The organism is Streptomyces sp. GS7, assembly GCF_009834125.1.
In the GTDB taxonomy this organism is placed as follows: Bacteria; Actinomycetota; Actinomycetes; order Streptomycetales; family Streptomycetaceae; genus Streptomyces.
Genome location: NZ_CP047146.1, coordinates 8,265,619 through 8,282,074, shown reverse-complemented (window position 1 = coordinate 8,282,074; position 16,456 = coordinate 8,265,619). Strand labels below are relative to the sequence as shown.

General features: G+C 71.3%; 16 protein-coding genes. 8 read left to right on the top strand and 8 right to left on the bottom strand.

The features are described 5' to 3' along the window. Positions 1–9: 9 nt before the first annotated feature. Positions 10–1,014, bottom strand: coding sequence for a MurR/RpiR family transcriptional regulator (locus GR130_RS35900; protein WP_236573815.1), 1,005 nt, complete (start codon positions 1,012–1,014; stop codon positions 10–12). Between the two features lie 129 nt (positions 1,015–1,143). On the opposite strand from GR130_RS35900, the gene GR130_RS35895 reads away from it, so the two are divergent. After that, positions 1,144–1,506: a hypothetical protein gene (locus GR130_RS35895; RefSeq protein WP_159508570.1), complete on the top strand. Its 363-nt coding sequence runs from the start codon at positions 1,144–1,146 to the stop codon at positions 1,504–1,506. Between the two features lies 1 nt (position 1,507). Beyond that, the gene (locus GR130_RS35890) at positions 1,508–1,777 is read left to right on the top strand and encodes a DUF4031 domain-containing protein (protein WP_159508569.1); all 270 of its coding nucleotides are present in this window, start codon (positions 1,508–1,510) and stop codon (positions 1,775–1,777) included. 79 nt (positions 1,778–1,856) lie between these two features. Here GR130_RS35890 and GR130_RS35885 read toward each other — a convergent pair whose 3' ends face one another. The 5 genes from GR130_RS35885 to GR130_RS35865 form a co-directional block, all read right to left on the bottom strand. After that, on the bottom strand, positions 1,857–3,140 hold the full coding sequence (locus GR130_RS35885) for a Cmx/CmrA family chloramphenicol efflux MFS transporter (RefSeq protein ID WP_159508568.1): 1,284 nt from the start codon (positions 3,138–3,140) through the stop codon (positions 1,857–1,859). Positions 3,141–3,237: 97 nt separating this feature from the next. Beyond that, entirely contained in the window at positions 3,238–3,879 is a 642-nt protein-coding gene (locus GR130_RS35880; protein ID WP_236573814.1) for an HD domain-containing protein, read from the bottom strand. 20 nt (positions 3,880–3,899) lie between these two features. Continuing rightward, positions 3,900–4,763 (bottom strand): transporter substrate-binding domain-containing protein, encoded by an 864-nt coding sequence (locus GR130_RS35875; protein WP_159508566.1) that lies wholly within the window; start codon positions 4,761–4,763, stop codon positions 3,900–3,902. Positions 4,764–4,813: 50 nt separating this feature from the next. Continuing rightward, a complete protein-coding gene (locus GR130_RS35870; protein WP_159508565.1) occupies positions 4,814–5,551 on the bottom strand; it encodes a hypothetical protein in 738 nt (245 codons plus the stop codon). Further along, positions 5,548–5,985, bottom strand: coding sequence for a hypothetical protein (locus GR130_RS35865; RefSeq protein WP_159508564.1), 438 nt, complete (start codon positions 5,983–5,985; stop codon positions 5,548–5,550). Before GR130_RS35865 ends, GR130_RS35870 begins: the two co-directional genes overlap by 4 nt. A 396-nt stretch (positions 5,986–6,381) precedes the next feature. On the opposite strand from GR130_RS35865, the gene GR130_RS35860 reads away from it, so the two are divergent. After that, positions 6,382–7,104: a copper homeostasis protein CutC gene (locus GR130_RS35860; RefSeq protein ID WP_159508563.1), complete on the top strand. Its 723-nt coding sequence runs from the start codon at positions 6,382–6,384 to the stop codon at positions 7,102–7,104. Between the two features lie 264 nt (positions 7,105–7,368). Here GR130_RS35860 and GR130_RS35855 read toward each other — a convergent pair whose 3' ends face one another. Then, a complete protein-coding gene (locus tag GR130_RS35855; RefSeq protein ID WP_236573813.1) occupies positions 7,369–9,579 on the bottom strand; it encodes a HelD family protein in 2,211 nt (736 codons plus the stop codon). 305 nt (positions 9,580–9,884) lie between these two features. On the opposite strand from GR130_RS35855, the gene GR130_RS35850 reads away from it, so the two are divergent. Together GR130_RS35850 and GR130_RS35845 are read left to right on the top strand one after the other, a co-directional pair. Further along, complete coding sequence (locus GR130_RS35850; protein WP_159508562.1) at positions 9,885–10,136, top strand: hypothetical protein; 252 nt, start codon at positions 9,885–9,887, stop codon at positions 10,134–10,136. 375 nt (positions 10,137–10,511) lie between these two features. Continuing rightward, positions 10,512–11,843: a glycosyltransferase 87 family protein gene (locus tag GR130_RS35845; RefSeq protein WP_201305093.1), complete on the top strand. Its 1,332-nt coding sequence runs from the start codon at positions 10,512–10,514 to the stop codon at positions 11,841–11,843. A 284-nt stretch (positions 11,844–12,127) separates the two neighbouring features. Here the strand turns inward: GR130_RS35845 and GR130_RS35840 are convergent, their stop codons facing one another. Then, positions 12,128–13,825, bottom strand: a complete 1,698-nt coding sequence (locus tag GR130_RS35840) for a DNA repair helicase XPB (RefSeq protein WP_159508561.1) — start codon at positions 13,823–13,825, stop codon at positions 12,128–12,130. Between GR130_RS35840 and GR130_RS35835 the strand changes: the two genes are divergently transcribed. From GR130_RS35835 to GR130_RS35825, 3 genes are all read left to right on the top strand, one after another. Then, positions 13,797–15,491, top strand: a complete 1,695-nt coding sequence (locus GR130_RS35835; RefSeq protein WP_159508560.1) for a recombinase family protein — start codon at positions 13,797–13,799, stop codon at positions 15,489–15,491. The two genes, GR130_RS35840 and GR130_RS35835, sit on opposite strands and share 29 nt — an antisense overlap. Before the next feature lie 264 nt (positions 15,492–15,755). Further along, complete coding sequence (locus GR130_RS35830; RefSeq protein ID WP_159508559.1) at positions 15,756–16,007, top strand: hypothetical protein; 252 nt, start codon at positions 15,756–15,758, stop codon at positions 16,005–16,007. After that, on the top strand, positions 16,000–16,443 hold the full coding sequence (locus GR130_RS35825; RefSeq protein ID WP_159508558.1) for a hypothetical protein: 444 nt from the start codon (positions 16,000–16,002) through the stop codon (positions 16,441–16,443). Before GR130_RS35830 ends, GR130_RS35825 begins: the two co-directional genes overlap by 8 nt. Positions 16,444–16,456: the final 13 nt, after the last annotated feature.

Sequence of the window (16,456 nt, the reverse complement as noted above, 5' to 3'; positions counted from 1 at the left end):
GCGGCGCGGTCAGTGGCCGGTACGAGGGGAGTGGCGGTGGGCCAGCGCCTCGTAGGAGGCGGAGAGCGCCGGGGCGGCGGTCTCGTACGTGCGCTGCGCCACGCCTATGAAGAGGCAGTCGACCACCAGGAGTTGACTGGTCCGGGAGGACATCGCGGCGGGGCGCAGCTCGCTCTCGCGAGCCGTGGACGTCGTCAGGATGTGGTCGGCGTACGCGGCGATCTCGCCGTCCGGGCGGCCGGTGATGGCGATGGTCGTCGCGCCGTGGTCGAAGGCCACCCGCAGCGGCTCTATGACGTCGGTGGTCCGGCCGGAGTGGGTGATCGCGATGGCGACGTCGCGGGCCCGCATCTGCACGGCGTTGGTCACGGCGAGGTGCGGGTCCGAGTGGGCATGCGCGATCAGGCCGATACGCAGCAGCTTCTGCACCAGATCCTGGGCGACGAGGTTGGAGGCCCCTATTCCGTACACGTCGATCCGGCGGGCCGCGGCGAGGGCGGCGACGGCCGCTTCGAGCTGGGTGACGTCCAGCGCGGCTGCGGTGTCGGCCAGGCACTGCCGCTCTTCCTGCGCGAGCTTGGCGACGACGTCGATGAGGGAGTCGTCGACCGCTATGTCCGCGGTCACCGCGGGCGCGCTGCCGGCCGCCTGCTGCGCGGCGAGCGCGGCCAGCGCCAGGCGCAGATCGCGATAGCCCGGATAGCCGAGCAGCCGGGAGGTGCGGACGACGGTGGCTTCGCTGGTGCCGGTGCGCTCGGCGAGGCCGGTGACGGTGAGGGCGGCGCAGCCGGCGGGGTCGCTCGCGACAGCCTCCGCGACGCGCTGCATGGAGCGGGTCATCGTCGGGGCGAGGGTGCGTACCTTGGCGGCCAGCGCTGCGGGCGCGGGGGATGCCGGAGCCGATCTGCTCGCAGGGCGGATGCCGGGCCGGATACCGGATCGGGGCTCGGGCCGGGTCTCGGGGTGAGGCTTGGTGGTCTCGTCCTTGAAAGTTTCCTTCACTCCGCTGTTCATGACTGAAAAGTAATTTCAGCGTGGTGGCGCGTCAATACCCTCCGTGAGGCCTGTGGACAGCTGCGTGGCCGCTCGGCGGCGCCTGTGGATAACTTCGACCGGTCGCGCGGACCGCGAGAGAATGTGTGCATGGAGCTGGAGCAGGCATTGCATACCGCGCGAGCGCTGGTGCTCGCCGATCTGATCGCGGACGAGGTCGCGGACGCCGACATCGTCTCGCTCGTCGAGGACGCGGTCTCCCACCGCCGGTGGTGGGTGGAGCAGTGGCCTGACGGCGCGGCGTTCCTCGCCGGGCTGATAGCGCAGGACGTACAGGACGCGCTGTTGGAACGGTACGGACGCTGGCCGCTGTGTCCGGTGTGCATCGAGTCCGGCGATCCCCATGCGCTGGACGTGGAGCCGGAGTTGGGGCCGGATCCGCACTGGGTGTGCCCGAAGACGGCGGTGGCGGTGGCCCCCGTCGGCCGGCTCCGCGCGCCGGCGGAGGGATGAGGTGGCGATCTATATAGATCCGCCCATGTGGCCTGGACACGGAAGGATGTGGTCACACCTGGTGAGTGATCGCTCGTTCGACGAGCTGCATCGCTTCGCGGCTGAAATCGGCGCGCCGCCGCGGGCGTTCGAGCGCGACCACTACGACCTGCCGGCAGAGCGCTATGGGGACGCGGTGCGGGCGGGAGCCGTGGAGGTCGGGTCCAAGGAACTGGTCCGCCGACTGACGGAAGCGGGGCTGCGACGTCCCAAGGGTCGCCCTGGAGCGTAGCGGGCTGCCACGCAACGCAGGGCGCCGAGGGGAGTGTGCGCGGGGGAGCGCGCTAAGGGGGATGCGCCGAGGGGGTGCGTCAGTACCGGTTGGCGGTCTGCGGGGTGGGGGTGGTGGGTGCGGGTGTGGGGGACGGGGTGGGGGAGGGGGAGGGGGAGGAGGAAGCGATCAGCCGGGACTGGGCGGTCGCGCGGTGGAGGCGGAAGGCGACGGCCGTGGTGGCGACGGCTACGGCTGCCAGGGCCGCGCCGGTCCAGGCGACGGACGGGTAGCCCCAGCCCGCGCTGATGGCCAGGCCGCCCAGCCAGGGGCCGAGGGTGTTGCCGACGTTGAAGGCGGCGGTGGTGGTGGCGCCGGCGAGGGTCGGTGCGGCGTTCGCGACGTTGAACATCCGGGCGTTGAGGGCCGGTGCGGTGGTGAACGCGGTGACGCCGAGCATGAGGGAGAGGCCCACGGCGGCGACCGGGCTGTGCGCGGTCAGCGCGAGGAGGGCCAGTACGGCGGTGGAGGCCGAGATTCCGGCGAAGAGCGTGCCGAAGAGGTGGGCATCGGCGATGCGCCCGCCGATGAACGTACCGATCAGCGCGCCGACGCCGAAGAGCGCGAGCACCGTCGGGACCCAGCTCTCGGCGAGGCCGGCGGTTTCGGTGAGGAGCGGGGAGAGGTACGAGAAGAGGGCGAAGACCGCGGCGCCGTTCATGGCCGTGGCGATCAGCGCCAGCCAGACCTGCTTGTCCTTGTAGATGCTCAGCTCGCGGCGGAGCTGCGGGCGGTCCTCGCCGGTCGGGACCGCCGTGTACGGGACGAGGGCGATGACGCCGACGAGGCCGACCACGGAGAGGGCGGCCACCGCCCAGAAGGCGGAGCGCCAGCCGGCGTGCTGGCCGAGCAGGGCGCCGGCGGGGACACCGGCGATGTTGGCGATGCTCAGGCCGCCGACCATGACGGCCATGGCGCGGGCGCGCGCGGTGACCGGTACGAGCGATACCGCCACCGCCGCGCCGACTGCCCAGAAGCCCGCGCAGGCCAGTGCGCTGATGACGCGGGAGGCGAAGAGGACGGCGTAGGACGGGGCCAGGGCGCCTGCCGCCTGGCCCAGCCCGAAGACGGCGAGCAGGGCGATGAGGGTGGTGCGGCGGGGGAGGCGGAGGGTCGCCGCGGCGAGTACGGGGGCGCCGACCACCATGCCGATGGCGAAGGCGGAGACCAGCAGTCCGGCTTGCGGGATGGAGACCTGCAGGTCCCGGGCGAGGGGCTGGAGGATGCCGGAGAGCATGAACTCGGACGTGCCCAGGGCGAAGACCGAGAGCCCCAGGACGTAGACGGATATGGGCAGGCGGGAGCGGTCGGCTGGTGCTGGCATGTCAGGTACTAACCACGTTTGGGCGGCTTACATTCCCGATTCCCGGAGGCTTCCGGAAATCTCTCCCGAGGGGTTCGGGGGAGGGCGCTCCCGGGGCTCAGGTGCCGGTGGTCAGGAGGGAGAGTTCGGTGGTGAGGTTGTGGCGGGCCGGCTGCTCCCAGTGGTCCTGGCCGTGGGGCGTCGTGAACAGGCGGGGGAGGGCGAGGAGTTGGCGGAGGACGGCGGCGCGGCCGGTCCGGAAGGCGGGTTCGGGGACGAAGGCGTACTCGGCGCGGACGGCGGCGGCGTAGGCGGCGTAGCGGTCGGGGGAGCCGGCCAGTACGGCGAGGTCGGCGTCGCAGAGGACTTCGCCGTTGCGGTCACCGTCGGCCGGGTCGTGGGTGACGGTGAGGCGTACGAGGCGGGCGACCTCGGCGGTGCGGGGGGCGCCGATACCGAGTTCGGGGAGGGCGCGTTCGGCGAGGGCGGCGCTGCGCTCCTCGTTCTCCGAGCGGTCGGGGCGGTAGACGGCGTCGTGGAACCACGCCGCGAGCTGGACGGCCGGCAAGTCCTCGGCGTGGTCGGCGAGTTCGTCGATGCGGTCGAGGACCGCGGCGAGGTGGTCGGTGGTGTGGTAGTGGCGCTGGGGCTCGTCCCATCGGGCGAGGAGGTTCGTCGCGTACGGGGCGGGGTCGGGGCCCGCCTGGGGAGCGCGGGCGTTGGCCACGGTGGTGGCCCAGCGGCTGGCCAGGGTGGTCATGGGCGCCATTGTGCCCCGGTTCAGGTGCGGGGGGTGTCGCGGCAGGAGAGGGAGTCGATGGTTTCCACGCGGGGTTTGAAGTCGGTTTCCCAGGTGGGGTCGGCGGCGGGGATGGAGGGGAGGGACGTGGTGAAGTCGTGGCTCCAGTCGTTGTTGGTGACGTATTCGCGCAGTGCGTCGCGGAGTTTGAGGCAGTCGTTGCGGTGGCCCTTGGCCATGGCGATGCCGTAATGGTTCGCGGAGCCGAAGGTGATATCGGGGACGACCTTGAGGTCCGGGTTTTCCTGGGTGAATCCGTAGAGGATCATCTGGTCCGTGGAGACCGCGTCGGCCACCTTTTTCGTCTTGAGGTCGGTGATGCAGCTGGAGGCGTCGGGGGCTTCGTAGACCGCGATGTGGTTGCCGTCCGGGCCCTTGAGGGTGGTGGCGGAGGTGGTGCCGGGCCAGGTGCAGACGCGTTTTCCGGCGAGGTCGGACGGCTTGCGGATGCGGTTGTCGTTCTTGCGGACCATGAGGCCCTGGTAGGTGGAGGCGTACGGTCCGGCGAAGTCCAGTTCCTTCATGCGGTCGACGGTGATCGAGAAGGTGGCGATGACCAGGTCCTTCTTTTTGTCGGCGAGTACCGCGGCGCGGTCCTCCGACGGCACGATGCCGAAGTCCGGTTCGGCGCCCACGGATTTGAGGATCTGCTGGGCGACGGTGATGTCGAATCCGGAGAATTTGTAGTTGTGGACGACTCCGGTGCCCGGCTGGTCGTTCTTCGCGCCGACCGAGACCTTTCCGGAGGCGAAGAGGGAGGGCGGTTCGGAGGAGCCGCAGGCGGCGGCGGTGAGGGCGGTCACGGCGAGTAGGGCCGCCAGTTTCGTGGTGCGGGTGGTGATCATGCGGGTCCCCGTTCTTCTTGCCTTGCGCGTTCTTCGTGCCTTCCGTGCCCCTACCTGTCGTGGAGCGTCGCTTCGGTGGTGTGGATGTCCATGCGGCAGCCGCGGGCGGTGCTGAGTGTGACGTCGATCCGTACGGTGCTGGCCTGCGCGCCCAGGGAGAAGTCGGCAGTGCCTCCGGGGCGGACGGTCTGCTGCTGGGCGGCGACGCCGGAGGTCATCAGGGAGACGGTGGCGGACGAGTCCGGGAGGCAGGTGGGGCCGGCCGGGTCGTGGTCGGCGATGGCGAGGGTCAACCGCAGGGCGTTGCGGGGTTCCTTCAGGGCGGAGGCGTCGAGGTCGAGGGTGAGGGTGCGGTGGGCGGCGGCGTCCAGGGGCTGGGCGCCCTGCGAGGTCACCTTTCCCGTGACGTCGATCTCGCCGTGGAGGACGACGCTCCGGAACGCCAGCCAGCCGCCCACGGTGGCGAGGACGGAGACGAGGGAGAGGGCGGCGACGACGCGGGCACCGCGGGGGCGCCGGATGAGGACGCGGGCGGCGGCGGTGGCGAGGGAGAGGGCGGCGAGGACGCCCCACAGGACGTACTGGCGGGCCGGGCCGTCCGGCCAGGTGGTGCCGGCGATGACCAGGGCGGCGCAGGCCAGGAGGAGCGGCAGCCAGCGGGCGCTGGGGTGCAGGACCCAGCGGATGAAGACGTTCCGGATGGTGCCGGCGGCGATGGAGTGGTCGCCGTGGGCGGTGGGGCTCTGGTGGGTGTCGCCGCCGTCCCGCGGGGCTTTCGGTGGGGTCATGCGTCGTCCTCGTCCTGCGGGCGGGGGCTGCCTCCCATGGTGATGTTGCCGTGGATCTCGACGGCGGCGATGGAGCCCTGGCCGGTCGCGGTGGGGGTGTAGTGGACGGTCTGCGGGCCGGTGACGGAGGCGAGCCGGGTGACCTGGTCGCGGAACTCCTCGGCGTCGCGTTGCCCGGCGGGGGAGCGCAGCCAGGCGGCGACGGCGGTGGCGAGCAGCCGGCGGTCGTGGTCGTCGAGGGTGGCGAGCAGGGCGTCGAGGGCGTCCGCGCGGCGGGTGTCGAGGAGGGGCCCGGCGGTGTCGTCGCCGAGGTCGGTGTCGTCGCGGCGGTGCAGCAGGCGGCGGAAGAAGCCCTCGCCGGCGGTCACGGTGCGTTCGGCGATCAGGTCCTGGGCGGCGGTGAGGACGGAGGCGCCGAGGCTGTTCGCCGCCACGGCGAGATAAGGAGCTATTTCTGCGGATACGGTCGCTAAGTCCGACATGAGATCCCCCGGTGTGTGTGGGTCGGGTGGCGCGATAGCGCAACACCCTTACGGGAAAGGCGTGTTACCCATGTGTGCGCTGATCCACACTCGTGCCATTGGGTGGTTTCGGGATGGCGGGAGGGGTGGGGTGCGGGTGGATTTCGGCCGTGTCCTGGAGGCGGGTGGCCCCGGTGGGGCCGGGGAGCGCTTAGGCTGGATATTGGACTAGACCTGTTGTGTCGGTGTGTCGCCACAGGGCTCGGCGTCGTGCTTGCCATCGTGCTTGTCGTCGCGTGCGTGCGGTGCCCCGGCCTCCTGTCTCGTCACGTTGTCGCTCGCCATGTCGTCGTCGAAGGGTTGGGTCGTATGAATCAGCGCGCGCTCCTGGAGGTGATCGCGCTCGGTCCGCAGGACGCGGTCGCCGCCCGGGCCGGCGGTGCCGACCGGCTTGAACTGGTCACGGACATGGCGGCGGACGGGCTGACGCCGCCGCGCGCCACGTTCGCGGCGATCCGCGCGGCCGTCGACCTTCCGCTGCGGGTGATGCTGCGGGCCGCCGACGGGTTCGCGGCGGGCGATGTGGACGCACTGTGCGCGGAGGCGGCGGCGCTGCGGGCGGAGGGGGCCGAGGAGTTCGTCCTCGGGTTCCTGACCCCGGACGGGCGGGTGGACCTGGCGGCCGTGGGGGCGCTGGCCGAGGTGATCGACGGGTGCCGCTGGACCTTCCACCGGGCCATCGACCGGGCCGCCGACCGGGACGCGCTGCGCGCGGAACTGGCGGGCTGCGGCCGGTCCGCCGGGCTCGACACGTATCTGACGGCGGGATCGGCGCAGGGCGTCGACGAGGGGCTGGCGACGCTGGTGGCCGAGCAGGCGCGCACGGACGCGGGCGAGGCGGGATACGCGCCGCGGATTCTCGTGGGCGGCGGGCTGCGGCTGGAGCATCTGCCGGAACTGCGGGCGGCCGGGCTGAACGCGTTCCACATCGGCGGCGCCGCCCGGCCCGGGGGCTGGGCGGCACCGGTGGAGGCGGCGGCCGTGCGGGAGTGGCGGGCGGCGCTGGACCTGCCGGTGGTGCAGCAGGTGTGAGGTGCCGGCCGCGCCCGCCGGCCGGGGCGGGCGCGGCCGGCGGGGGAGACCCCGGGGCCGGTGCGGCATCGGTGGGCTGGTGCGGCATGGGCGGGTGGCCGCCGGCCCGGTCGAACGTCCCCCGAGGCGGCGATGGCCGGTTTCCAGCTATGGCTGCCGACGGCTCGTTGCCCCTATGACCGTCGACCGTCGACTGCCCCTAGGGCCGTCGACCGCCGGTTGCCCCCTACAGCCGTCGTCGTCCGCCCGCCGCGGCGGGTGCCCTCAGCCGTCCGCCCCCGCGGTCGTCGTCAACTGCCCTGGCAGATCGGCCGCGTGGACGACGGTCAGGCCGGACACCGGCCGGGTCAGGCAGACGTACAGGCGACGCAGCCCGGTCCGTTCGTCCGGTTCGCCGTCGACGATCGCGGCCGGCTCGTCCAGCACCACGTAGTCGTACTCCAGGCCCTTGGCCAGAGTGGCGGGCACCAGGGTCAGCCGGGCGGCGGCGGAGGTCTCCGCTCCGGGGGCGAGGCAGGTGATACCGGCCTCCTCAAGTGCCGTGCGCAGCACCGGAATCCGGGCGTCCGCCGCGATCAGGCCGATCGACCCCTCCTTCGCGAGCGCATCGCGGCAGGCCCCGAGGACCGCGGAGTCCAGGTCCGCGAGCCGCACCGCGCGGATCGCGAAGTCGCCCGCCGACTCGCGGATCGAGGTGGCCTCCGTCAGATCGGGGGCGATGGCGGGCAGCAACCGGGACGCGTACGCGATGACCTCGCGCGGTACGCGGAAGCCCTGGGTCAGCTCCTCGACGGCCGAACCGGGCTTGCCCAGGTGGGCCAGCGCCTCCTGCCAGGTATCGGTCGCCCACGGGGTCGTGCCCTGGGCGATGTCGCCCAGGATGGTCGCCGAACCGGTCGTACACCGGCGGCCCACCGCCCGGTACTGCATGGGGGAGAGGTCCTGCGCCTCGTCCAGGACCACATGGCCGAGCGAGTGCGTACGGGTCACCAGGTCCGTCGTCTCGTCGATCAGCACCGCGTCCGCGGGCGACCACTTGGCGCTGCGTACGCTGCGCGCCGGTTTGGTCCACAGGATCGTCTTCTGCTCCTCGGGCGTGAGGATCCCGTCCGCCTGCTCGGCGAGGAAGTCGGCGTCGCCCAGCAGCCGCAGGACCAGCTTCGCCGGATCGACCGGCGGCCAGACCGCCTTGACCACCGCCTTCACCGCGGCATTACGGGCCACCGCGTCCTGCACCCGGTCGTCGGGCGCCTCGCCCGCCTGCTCCATACGGACCAGGACGGCATGCGCGATCCGCTGTGGCAGCGCCTCGCGGGCCGCCCCGTAGCGGATGTCGCGGTCCATCAACTCCCGTACGATCTCTTCGAGTTCATACGCCGGTACGCGCCAGCGGCGGGAGCCGCGGACCACCACGCACGGCTCCTGAGGCAGGGCGATGTGCGAGCGGACGGCCCGCCGCAGCACCTCGGCCATCCGCGCGTCGCCCTTGACCATCGCCGCGGCGGCCTCGTCCGCCCCGCGCACCTCCACATGGGCGACCAGGTCGTCCACCGTGGCCTGCTTGACCTCCAACTCGCCCAGGGCGGGCAGCACCTGCTCGATGTACTGGAGGAAGGAGCGGTTGGGGCCGATGACCAGGGTGCCGGAACGGGCCAGCCGCTCCCGGTGGGCGTAGAGGAGGTAGGCGACACGGTGCAGGCCGACGGCCGTCTTTCCGGTGCCGGGCGCACCCTGGACGCAGACCGAACCCCCGATGCCGGCCCGGACGATCTCGTCCTGCTCCGGCTGGATGGTGGCGACGATGTCCCGCATGGGGCCGACGCGCGGGCGCTCGATCTCCGCCTGGAGGAGGGCGCTGGTGGTCTCGGCCTCGGCAGGGTCGGTGAGGTGCTCGTCCTCGTAGGCGGTCAGCTCGCCGGCGGTGTAGCCGAAGCGGCGGCGCAGCCTGAGGTCCAGCGGGTCCTTCTTGGAGGCCCGGTAGAACGGCTGGGAGACGGGGGCGCGCCAGTCGATGACCATGGGGTCGCCGTCGGCGTCGTGGACATGGCGGCGCCCGATGTAGAAGTTCTCGCCTTCGGCGCCCTCGGCGAGGTCGAGGCCCGGGGCGTGCAGGTAGTCGAGGCGGCCGAAGAAGAGCGGGGTGTGCGCGAGGTCGGCGAGGGCCTTGATACGGGCGTCGATCTCGCCCTGGAGGACCTCGGCGTTGACCCAATTCGCGGTGACGTCGGCGATGTTGAGGGCCTGGGCGTCCTCGCGCATCGCGCGGAGGGCGGCACGGGAAGCGGCGAGGTGCGCACGCTCGCGCTGGAGGGGGTCGAGGTCGGGCGACGGGTGTTCCGAGGCGAGGGTGCCGGCGCCTGGTGCCGTCGGTGAGGGGCGGTGGTCGGGCGACGGGTGTTCCGAAGCGAGGGTGCCGGCGCCTGGCGCCGTCGATGAGGGGCGGTGGTCGGGCGACGGGTGGGCGTGCGAGGGCACGGTCTTGCCTCCGGTGGCGGGTCGGCATCGGTGTGAAGCGAAGGACCGGCCGGTTTCCGTCCGGTCGGTGGCACTCCCGACGGGAGGCAGGCAGACGCGCGATTGTAGTCAGCACCTATCAGGGGCGCCAATGGATTTTCCGGGCCTGCGGAGCCGGCGCCGGGCTGCCGTACCGGGGAGGGATACGGCCTGGTCCCGTAGGTCTCCCGTAGGGGACGGCGTGGACCCATAGGCTGACGCGGGGCCGCGGAGAGATGGGCCCTCGGGCCGATGTGCTGCAATCGCGTGAATTCGATGATGGAGCCATGAGCAGCGCAACGATTTCCTCAGCCTCTGTCGCCTCCATCTCCTCGATCTCCTCCACCGCTTCCTCCTCTGCCCACCCTGTCTCCCGGCACCCGGTCAAGGGCGCCACGGCCCTCGGCCCCGACCCCAGCGGCGGCATGACCGCCGCCCATGGGCACCGCCATCTCGCCGGTAACGCACTCCGCGCGGTCAAGGTCTTCGCGGCGGCGGCGTTCAGCGTCGTGGTGATGGGGGAGTATGCCGAGGGCTGACCGCCCGCCCGCGAGACCACCGCGAAACCCATCGCGAGATCACCAGCAAGCCGCACGGCCACAGGCTGCGCAGCGAACCGCACGGCCACAGGCTGCGCGGCGAACCACACAGCCGCCTGCACAGCCGACCGCGCGGCCGGCTGCGAGAGCGCAGGCCGGCACCCAGCACACCGGCCAACGACGGGAAGACCGGCCGGCGACGAGAACGCCGGCCACCAACGACGAGAACGCCAGCCAATACGCGCCAGTACGTGTAAGAAGCAGCCGAGTCGGCATGGACATCCGGTTGACCGGAAAGCGTTACGGACGGTCGGTCTCGATCCACTAGCGTCGCCGCAGAGAGCGCGCGCTCAGGGCGACGAGGAGGGGTACACGGTGTCTGCCGCCGACGGGACGGGGACGTGGACGTGGAGACGCACCTGGGCGCAGAGCGTTGCCAGGCCCGGCCGACTGGCGCTGGGAGTGGCGCTGCTGGTGCTGTCCTTCGCCGGGCTGTGGGCGCTGTACAAGACCGTGCCACTCCCGATGTCCGACATAGTGGTCTACCGCGCCGAAGGCCATGCCGCCGCGACCGGCGGTGATCTCTACGGCTTCACGGTCACCAAGTGGGCCCTGCCGGCCACGTACCCGCCCTTCGCCGCCCTGCTCTTCATCCCCACGACCTGGATCTCGCTCACCACTCTCAAAGTCGCCTGCATCCTGGTCAACGCCGCCCTCCTGGCGCTGCTGATCCATCTCTCCTGCAAGGCTGCCGGCCTGCGCAAGGCCGCGTACACCGCGCCCGTCATCCTCGCCGCCACCGCGTTCGGCCTCTGGCTCGAACCGGTCTTCCAGACCTTCGTCTTCGGGCAGGTCAACCTCGCTCTGACCTGCCTGGTCCTGTGGGACCTCTCCCGCCCGGACGGTGCCCGGTTCAAGGGCTTCGCCACCGGCATCGCGGCCGGCATAAAGCTCACCCCAGCGATCTTCGCGGTCTATCTCCTGATCACCGGCCGGGTGAAGGCCGCCTTCACCGCCCTCGCCGGGTTCGTGGTCTCCGTGCTGCTGGGCGCGTTGGTGCTGCCCGGCGCCAGCGTCGAGTTCTGGACGCGGCGGATGTTCGAGACACAGCGGGTCGGCAAGGTGTGGATCGTCGACAACCAGTCCCTCCAGGGCCTGGTCGCCCGGCTCCTGCACACCACCGAGCCGGGGATCTGGTGGATGGCGGCGGCCGGGATCACCGCCGTCTTCGGCCTCTGGGCCGCCCGCCGGGTCTACATACGGCGTGGCCAGGACAACTGGGGCGTCCTGGCCACGGCTGTCACCGCCCTGCTGGTCTCGCCGATCAGCTGGTCGCACCACTGGGTCTGGTGCGTACCGCTGCTGGTCGCGCTGGCCGCGCACACCCGGCGCGTGCCCTGGCGCCGGGCGCTGACGGCCGCCGTCGCCGTCGCCTTCACCGCACGCTCGATGTGGGCACTCCACCACCGCGGCGAGCGCGCCCTGCACTTCGACTGGTGGCAGCAGCTGCTCGCCGCGCCGTACCCCCTCATCGGCCTCGCGCTGCTGGTGGCACTGGCCTGGTGGACGCGGCGGGCGCCTGATGCCCCCGCCCGCCCCCGCAGCGGCATCCGTGAGGGCACCCGCGGGAGCGGCCGCGGCCGGAGCGGGATACCGCAGCCGCGGGTGGACCAGCGGCTCCGTACGCGGTCCCGGGCGGCGGGTTAGGAACGCGGGCCGCGGAGCCGCGGAGCCACGCGGACGCCGCACGCCGGCGACCGGTCACGGCACCCGCTATCCGGAACCCGCTCGCCAGCACCTGGTGACCAGCGCCCGCTCCCCAGTGCCCGCTCCCCAGCGCCCGGTCACCGGTGCCCGGTCACCGGTGCCCGGGCACCAATGCCTGGCCACCGGCGTCCGGCCGGGAACGGGGCGCGGGAGCAGGGCGCGGAAGCGGGGGGCTGGGTCACGCCGACGCGTGCCGGTGGACGCCGGTGGGTTACGCGAGTGGCTCACGCCGGTGCCGGGTCGTCCTCTCCCGCCGGTTCGTCCTCACCTGCCGGGTCGGCCCCTCCCGCTGCCAGCAGCTCGTCCGCGTCCACGATCCGGTACGCATAGCCCTGTTCGGCCAGGAAGCGCTGGCGGTGGGCGGCGAAGTCCTGGTCGATGGTGTCGCGGGCGACGACCGAGTAGAAGCGGGCCTCGTGGCCGTCCGCCTTGGGACGCAGCACCCGGCCCAGGCGCTGGGCCTCCTCCTGGCGGGAGCCGAAGGTGCCGGACACCTGGATCGCGACGGTGGCCTCCGGAAGGTCGATGGAGAAGTTGGCGACCTTGGAGACGACCAGCACCGAGATCTCGCCCTCCCGGAAGGCGTTGAAGAGCTTCTCGCGCTGGGCGTTGGTGGTCTCGCCCTTGATCACCGGCGCTTCCAGGTGCTCGCCCAGCTCGTCCAGCTGGTCGATGTACTGCCCGATGACCAGCGTCTGTTCGCCGTGGTGCCGGCGCACCAGCGCCTCGGTCACCCGCTGCTTGCTGTCCGTGGTCGCACAGAAGCGGTACTTCTCCTCGGTCTCGGCCGTGGCGTACGCCAGCCGCTCCGAGTCGGTCAGGTTGACCCGCACCTCGACGCAGTCCGCCGGGGCGATATAGCCCTGCGCCTCGATCTCCTTCCACGGCGCGTCGAAGCGCTTGGGGCCGATCAGCGAGAAGACGTCCGACTCGCGGCCGTCCTCCCGCACCAGGGTGGCGGTCAGCCCGAGCCGTCGCCGGGCCTGGAGGTCGGCGGTGAACTTGAAGACCGGCGCGGGCAGCAGATGCACCTCGTCGTAGACGATCAGGCCCCAGTCCCGGGAGTCGAACAGCTCCAGATGCGGGTAGACGCCCTTCCGCTTGGTCGTCAGCACCTGGTACGTGGCGATCGTGACCGGCCGGATCTCCTTCTTCGTACCGCTGTACTCGCCGATCTCGTCCTCGGTCAGCGACGTCCGCTTCACCAGCTCGTGCTTCCACTGCCGGGCCGAGACCGTGTTGGTGACGAGGATGAGCGTGGTGGCCTTGGCCTGCGCCATCGCGCCCGCGCCCACCAGCGTCTTTCCCGCACCGCACGGGAGGACGACGACACCCGAACCGCCGTGCCAGAACCCCTCCACGGCCTGCTGCTGATACGGCCGGAGCGCCCAGCCGTTCTCCTCCAGGTGGATCGGATGCGCCTCGCCGTCCACGTAGCCTGCGAGGTCCTCGGCCGGCCAGCCCAGCTTGAGCAGCGTCTGCTTGATCTGCCCGCGCTCGGACGGATGCACCGCGACCGTGTCCGGGTCGATCCGCGCCCCGACGAGCGGCTGCACCTTCTTCGACCGGAGGATCTCCTCCAGTACGGGGCGGTCGGTGGTGGACAGCACCAGCCCGTGCGCGGGGTGCTTGGTGAGCGTCAGCCGCCCGTAGCGCGACATCGTCTCGGCGACGTCGACGAGCAGCGCGTGCGGCACCGGATACCGCGAGAACTGCACCAGCGCGTCCACGACCTGCTCGGCGTCGTGCCCGGCCGCCCGCGCGTTCCACAGCCCGAGCGGCGTCACCCGGTACGTGTGGATGTGCTCCGGCGCCCGCTCCAGCTCGGCGAAGGGCGCGATGGCCCGCCGGCAGTCGTCCGCCAGCTCGTGGTCCACCTCCAGCAGCAGCGTCTTGTCGCTCTGGACGATCAAGCAGGACACACATACCTCCGTGGATAGGATCGCTCAGGTGACAGACACCGTTCCTGCTCAGGTGCGGGCCATGCCCCGTGCCCGACGCCGCAAGGGCGTCTCGGCCGACGCGCCGGGAATGCGCGCCGCTCTCTATGTTCGCCTATCGCGCGAAACCGAGGAAAGCACTTCTCCAGAGCGCCAGCGCGCGGCTTGCGAGGCATTGTGTGAAGCGCGCGGCTGGAAGATCGTGGCGATAGAGGAGGACATCGACGTCTCGGGCTACTCGCGCGGACTGGACCGCCCGGGGCTCCAGCGTATCCTGGCGCGCCTCGCCGAGTTCGACGTGATCGTCTTCTTCAAGATCGACCGTCTCGCCCGATCAACGGTCGACTTCGCCGAGATCATGAAGATCACGCAGAACGAGGGTGTGGCGCTCGCGTCGGCCAGCGAGCCGCTGGACCTCACGTCCTCCATGGGCCGCGCCATGGCGAAGGTGATCGCCGTCTTCGCCGAGCTGGAGTCTGACACCATCGGCATGCGCGTCTCCAACGCCCACGAGCACCTGCGCCGCGAAGGCCGCTGGACCGGCGGACGCGTGCCCTACGGCTACCAGGTCGCCCCGAACCCCGACGGCCCGGGACGCGTCTTGGTGATCAACCCGGAAGAGGCGAAGACCGTCCGCGAGATCGTGGAGCGGGTCCTGGCCAAGGATTCGCTCATGAAGATCGCGACGGACCTGAGCAAGGCCGACATCCCGTCGCCGGGGCACTCCTCACGCCGGTCCACCGGCAAGAACAGCAACTCCAAGCAGTGGTACACGACCACGCTCAAGAGCCTGCTCACCAACCCGCAGCTCCTGGGCCAGGTGATCGAGGACGGCAAGCCGATCCTCCGCACGGACGGTCTCCCGCTCGTCTCACGCCCGCCGGTCCTGGACATGGACACGTGGCACGCGTTGCAGGACGAACTGAAGCGGCGCGCTGGGGCGGGCGACCAGCGCCGTCACGGTACGTCCTTGCTCCGCACGGTCCTGTACTGCGGCGTGTGCCACTCCCGCATGTACACGTTCACGTCCAGGGGGAAGCTCCGCTACCGCTGTATCGGGCGCCTGAAGCAACGGCAGCGCACCGGCGAACAAGGCACGTGTTACGGCCCGTCCGTCCCCGCGGAGCACACTGAGGCGCACGTGACGGAGTTGTTCCTTGAGAAGCTCGGCGGCGCGGAAGTCGTGCGCATGGTGGAGCACGCGGGCGAGGACTTCCGCCCGCAGATCCGACAGGCCGAGGAAGCGCTCAGCGACCTTGAGAAGGACCGTTACGAGCGCGGTCTGTTCAAGGGGGACGACGGGGCGAAGCGTTACGCCGACCAGTACGCGAAGCTGGAGGACCGGCTCGCGTCGCTCAAGAACATGCAACGCAACGCCAAGCCCGCCGGGGTGGAAGCAGTGCCCACCGGCCAGACGTACGGGGACCTGTGGGAGGCCGCGAGCGTGGAGGGGAAGCGGGACCTTCTCCTGGACGCCGGGGCGTACGTGGAAGTGGCTCCGGCGAAGCGGGGAGCGCGCAGGCTGGACACTTCACGGCTCGCGGTCTTCTTCGGGGACGAGGGCAGAATCCGCCGCGCCGCCGCGGACGGCAAGGACGTGGAGGAGATAGTCCGGGGTGTCGTCGCCACGGAACTTGAGATGGTGTAAGTCCGCCTGAGTGCTGGAACGGCCCGCTACCCCCTGTGGTGGCGGGCCGTACTTCGTCTTCGGGCGCGCCCGCCGGGTGCGCTGTCTTCGACCAATGTCACGGTCCCCAGCTCATGGAGTTGAGGAAGGGCCAGCCTCCATGGCGCCTTCCACCCGGCGGCGACCGGGAGCGCTCTGCGCGAACCAAACGGCCACCGAACCTCGCGCGCCGGATATCCCCGGTGGCGGGGTTTTCACGTGTCACGAACCACTCTGGGAGTCCCTTTGATCCTTGACCGCATCAACCTGTCCCGGCGGCTCATCGCCGCGCTGAGTGACGCCATCTGGTTGGCGGCCGAGACCGGCATGCACGACCGCACCCCCAGTTTCTCCGAGCTGCGGGAGAGGGCCGCCAAGGAGCTTGGCGAAGTGGTCCGCAACGCCTACAACAACGGCGGAATCACGGAGGCCCAGGCCAAGGCAGCCATGCGCCCGATCTACTCCACTGCCAACGAGGTGCACCGTGGCGGTGCCTGAGCAGGCCGAGACGGCCATGGACCCTGCTCTCACAGCTCCGGAGATGGAGGTGGCGCCGGAGGCGTCGGAAGACGTCACGGACCCGGCAGGCAGCGACACGGCATCGGGCGTGGACGCCCTCCAGGCGCGCGTCCGGGAGTTGGAGACGGAGCGGGACCGGCTAGCGGTGGAGAAAGCCGGGCGGGACCACGCGGACGCCGTGGCGACCATCGTGAATCGATTCACCTACGTGACAGAGGAGATCGTCCAAGCCCTCCCTGATGGCCTCCCGGTGGAGCGCCTGGAAGCCATGGCGGAATCCCTCAACAAGGCCATCCCCACGGCCATGAACAGGGCGTGGAACGAGCGAGCCTCAGACGGCATGGGCAAGGGCGGACTGGACCCGACCCAGCCCCCGGGCGCGACGTGGGACCGACTGTTCCGCACCAAACTCTGAGCAACTCCCGAGC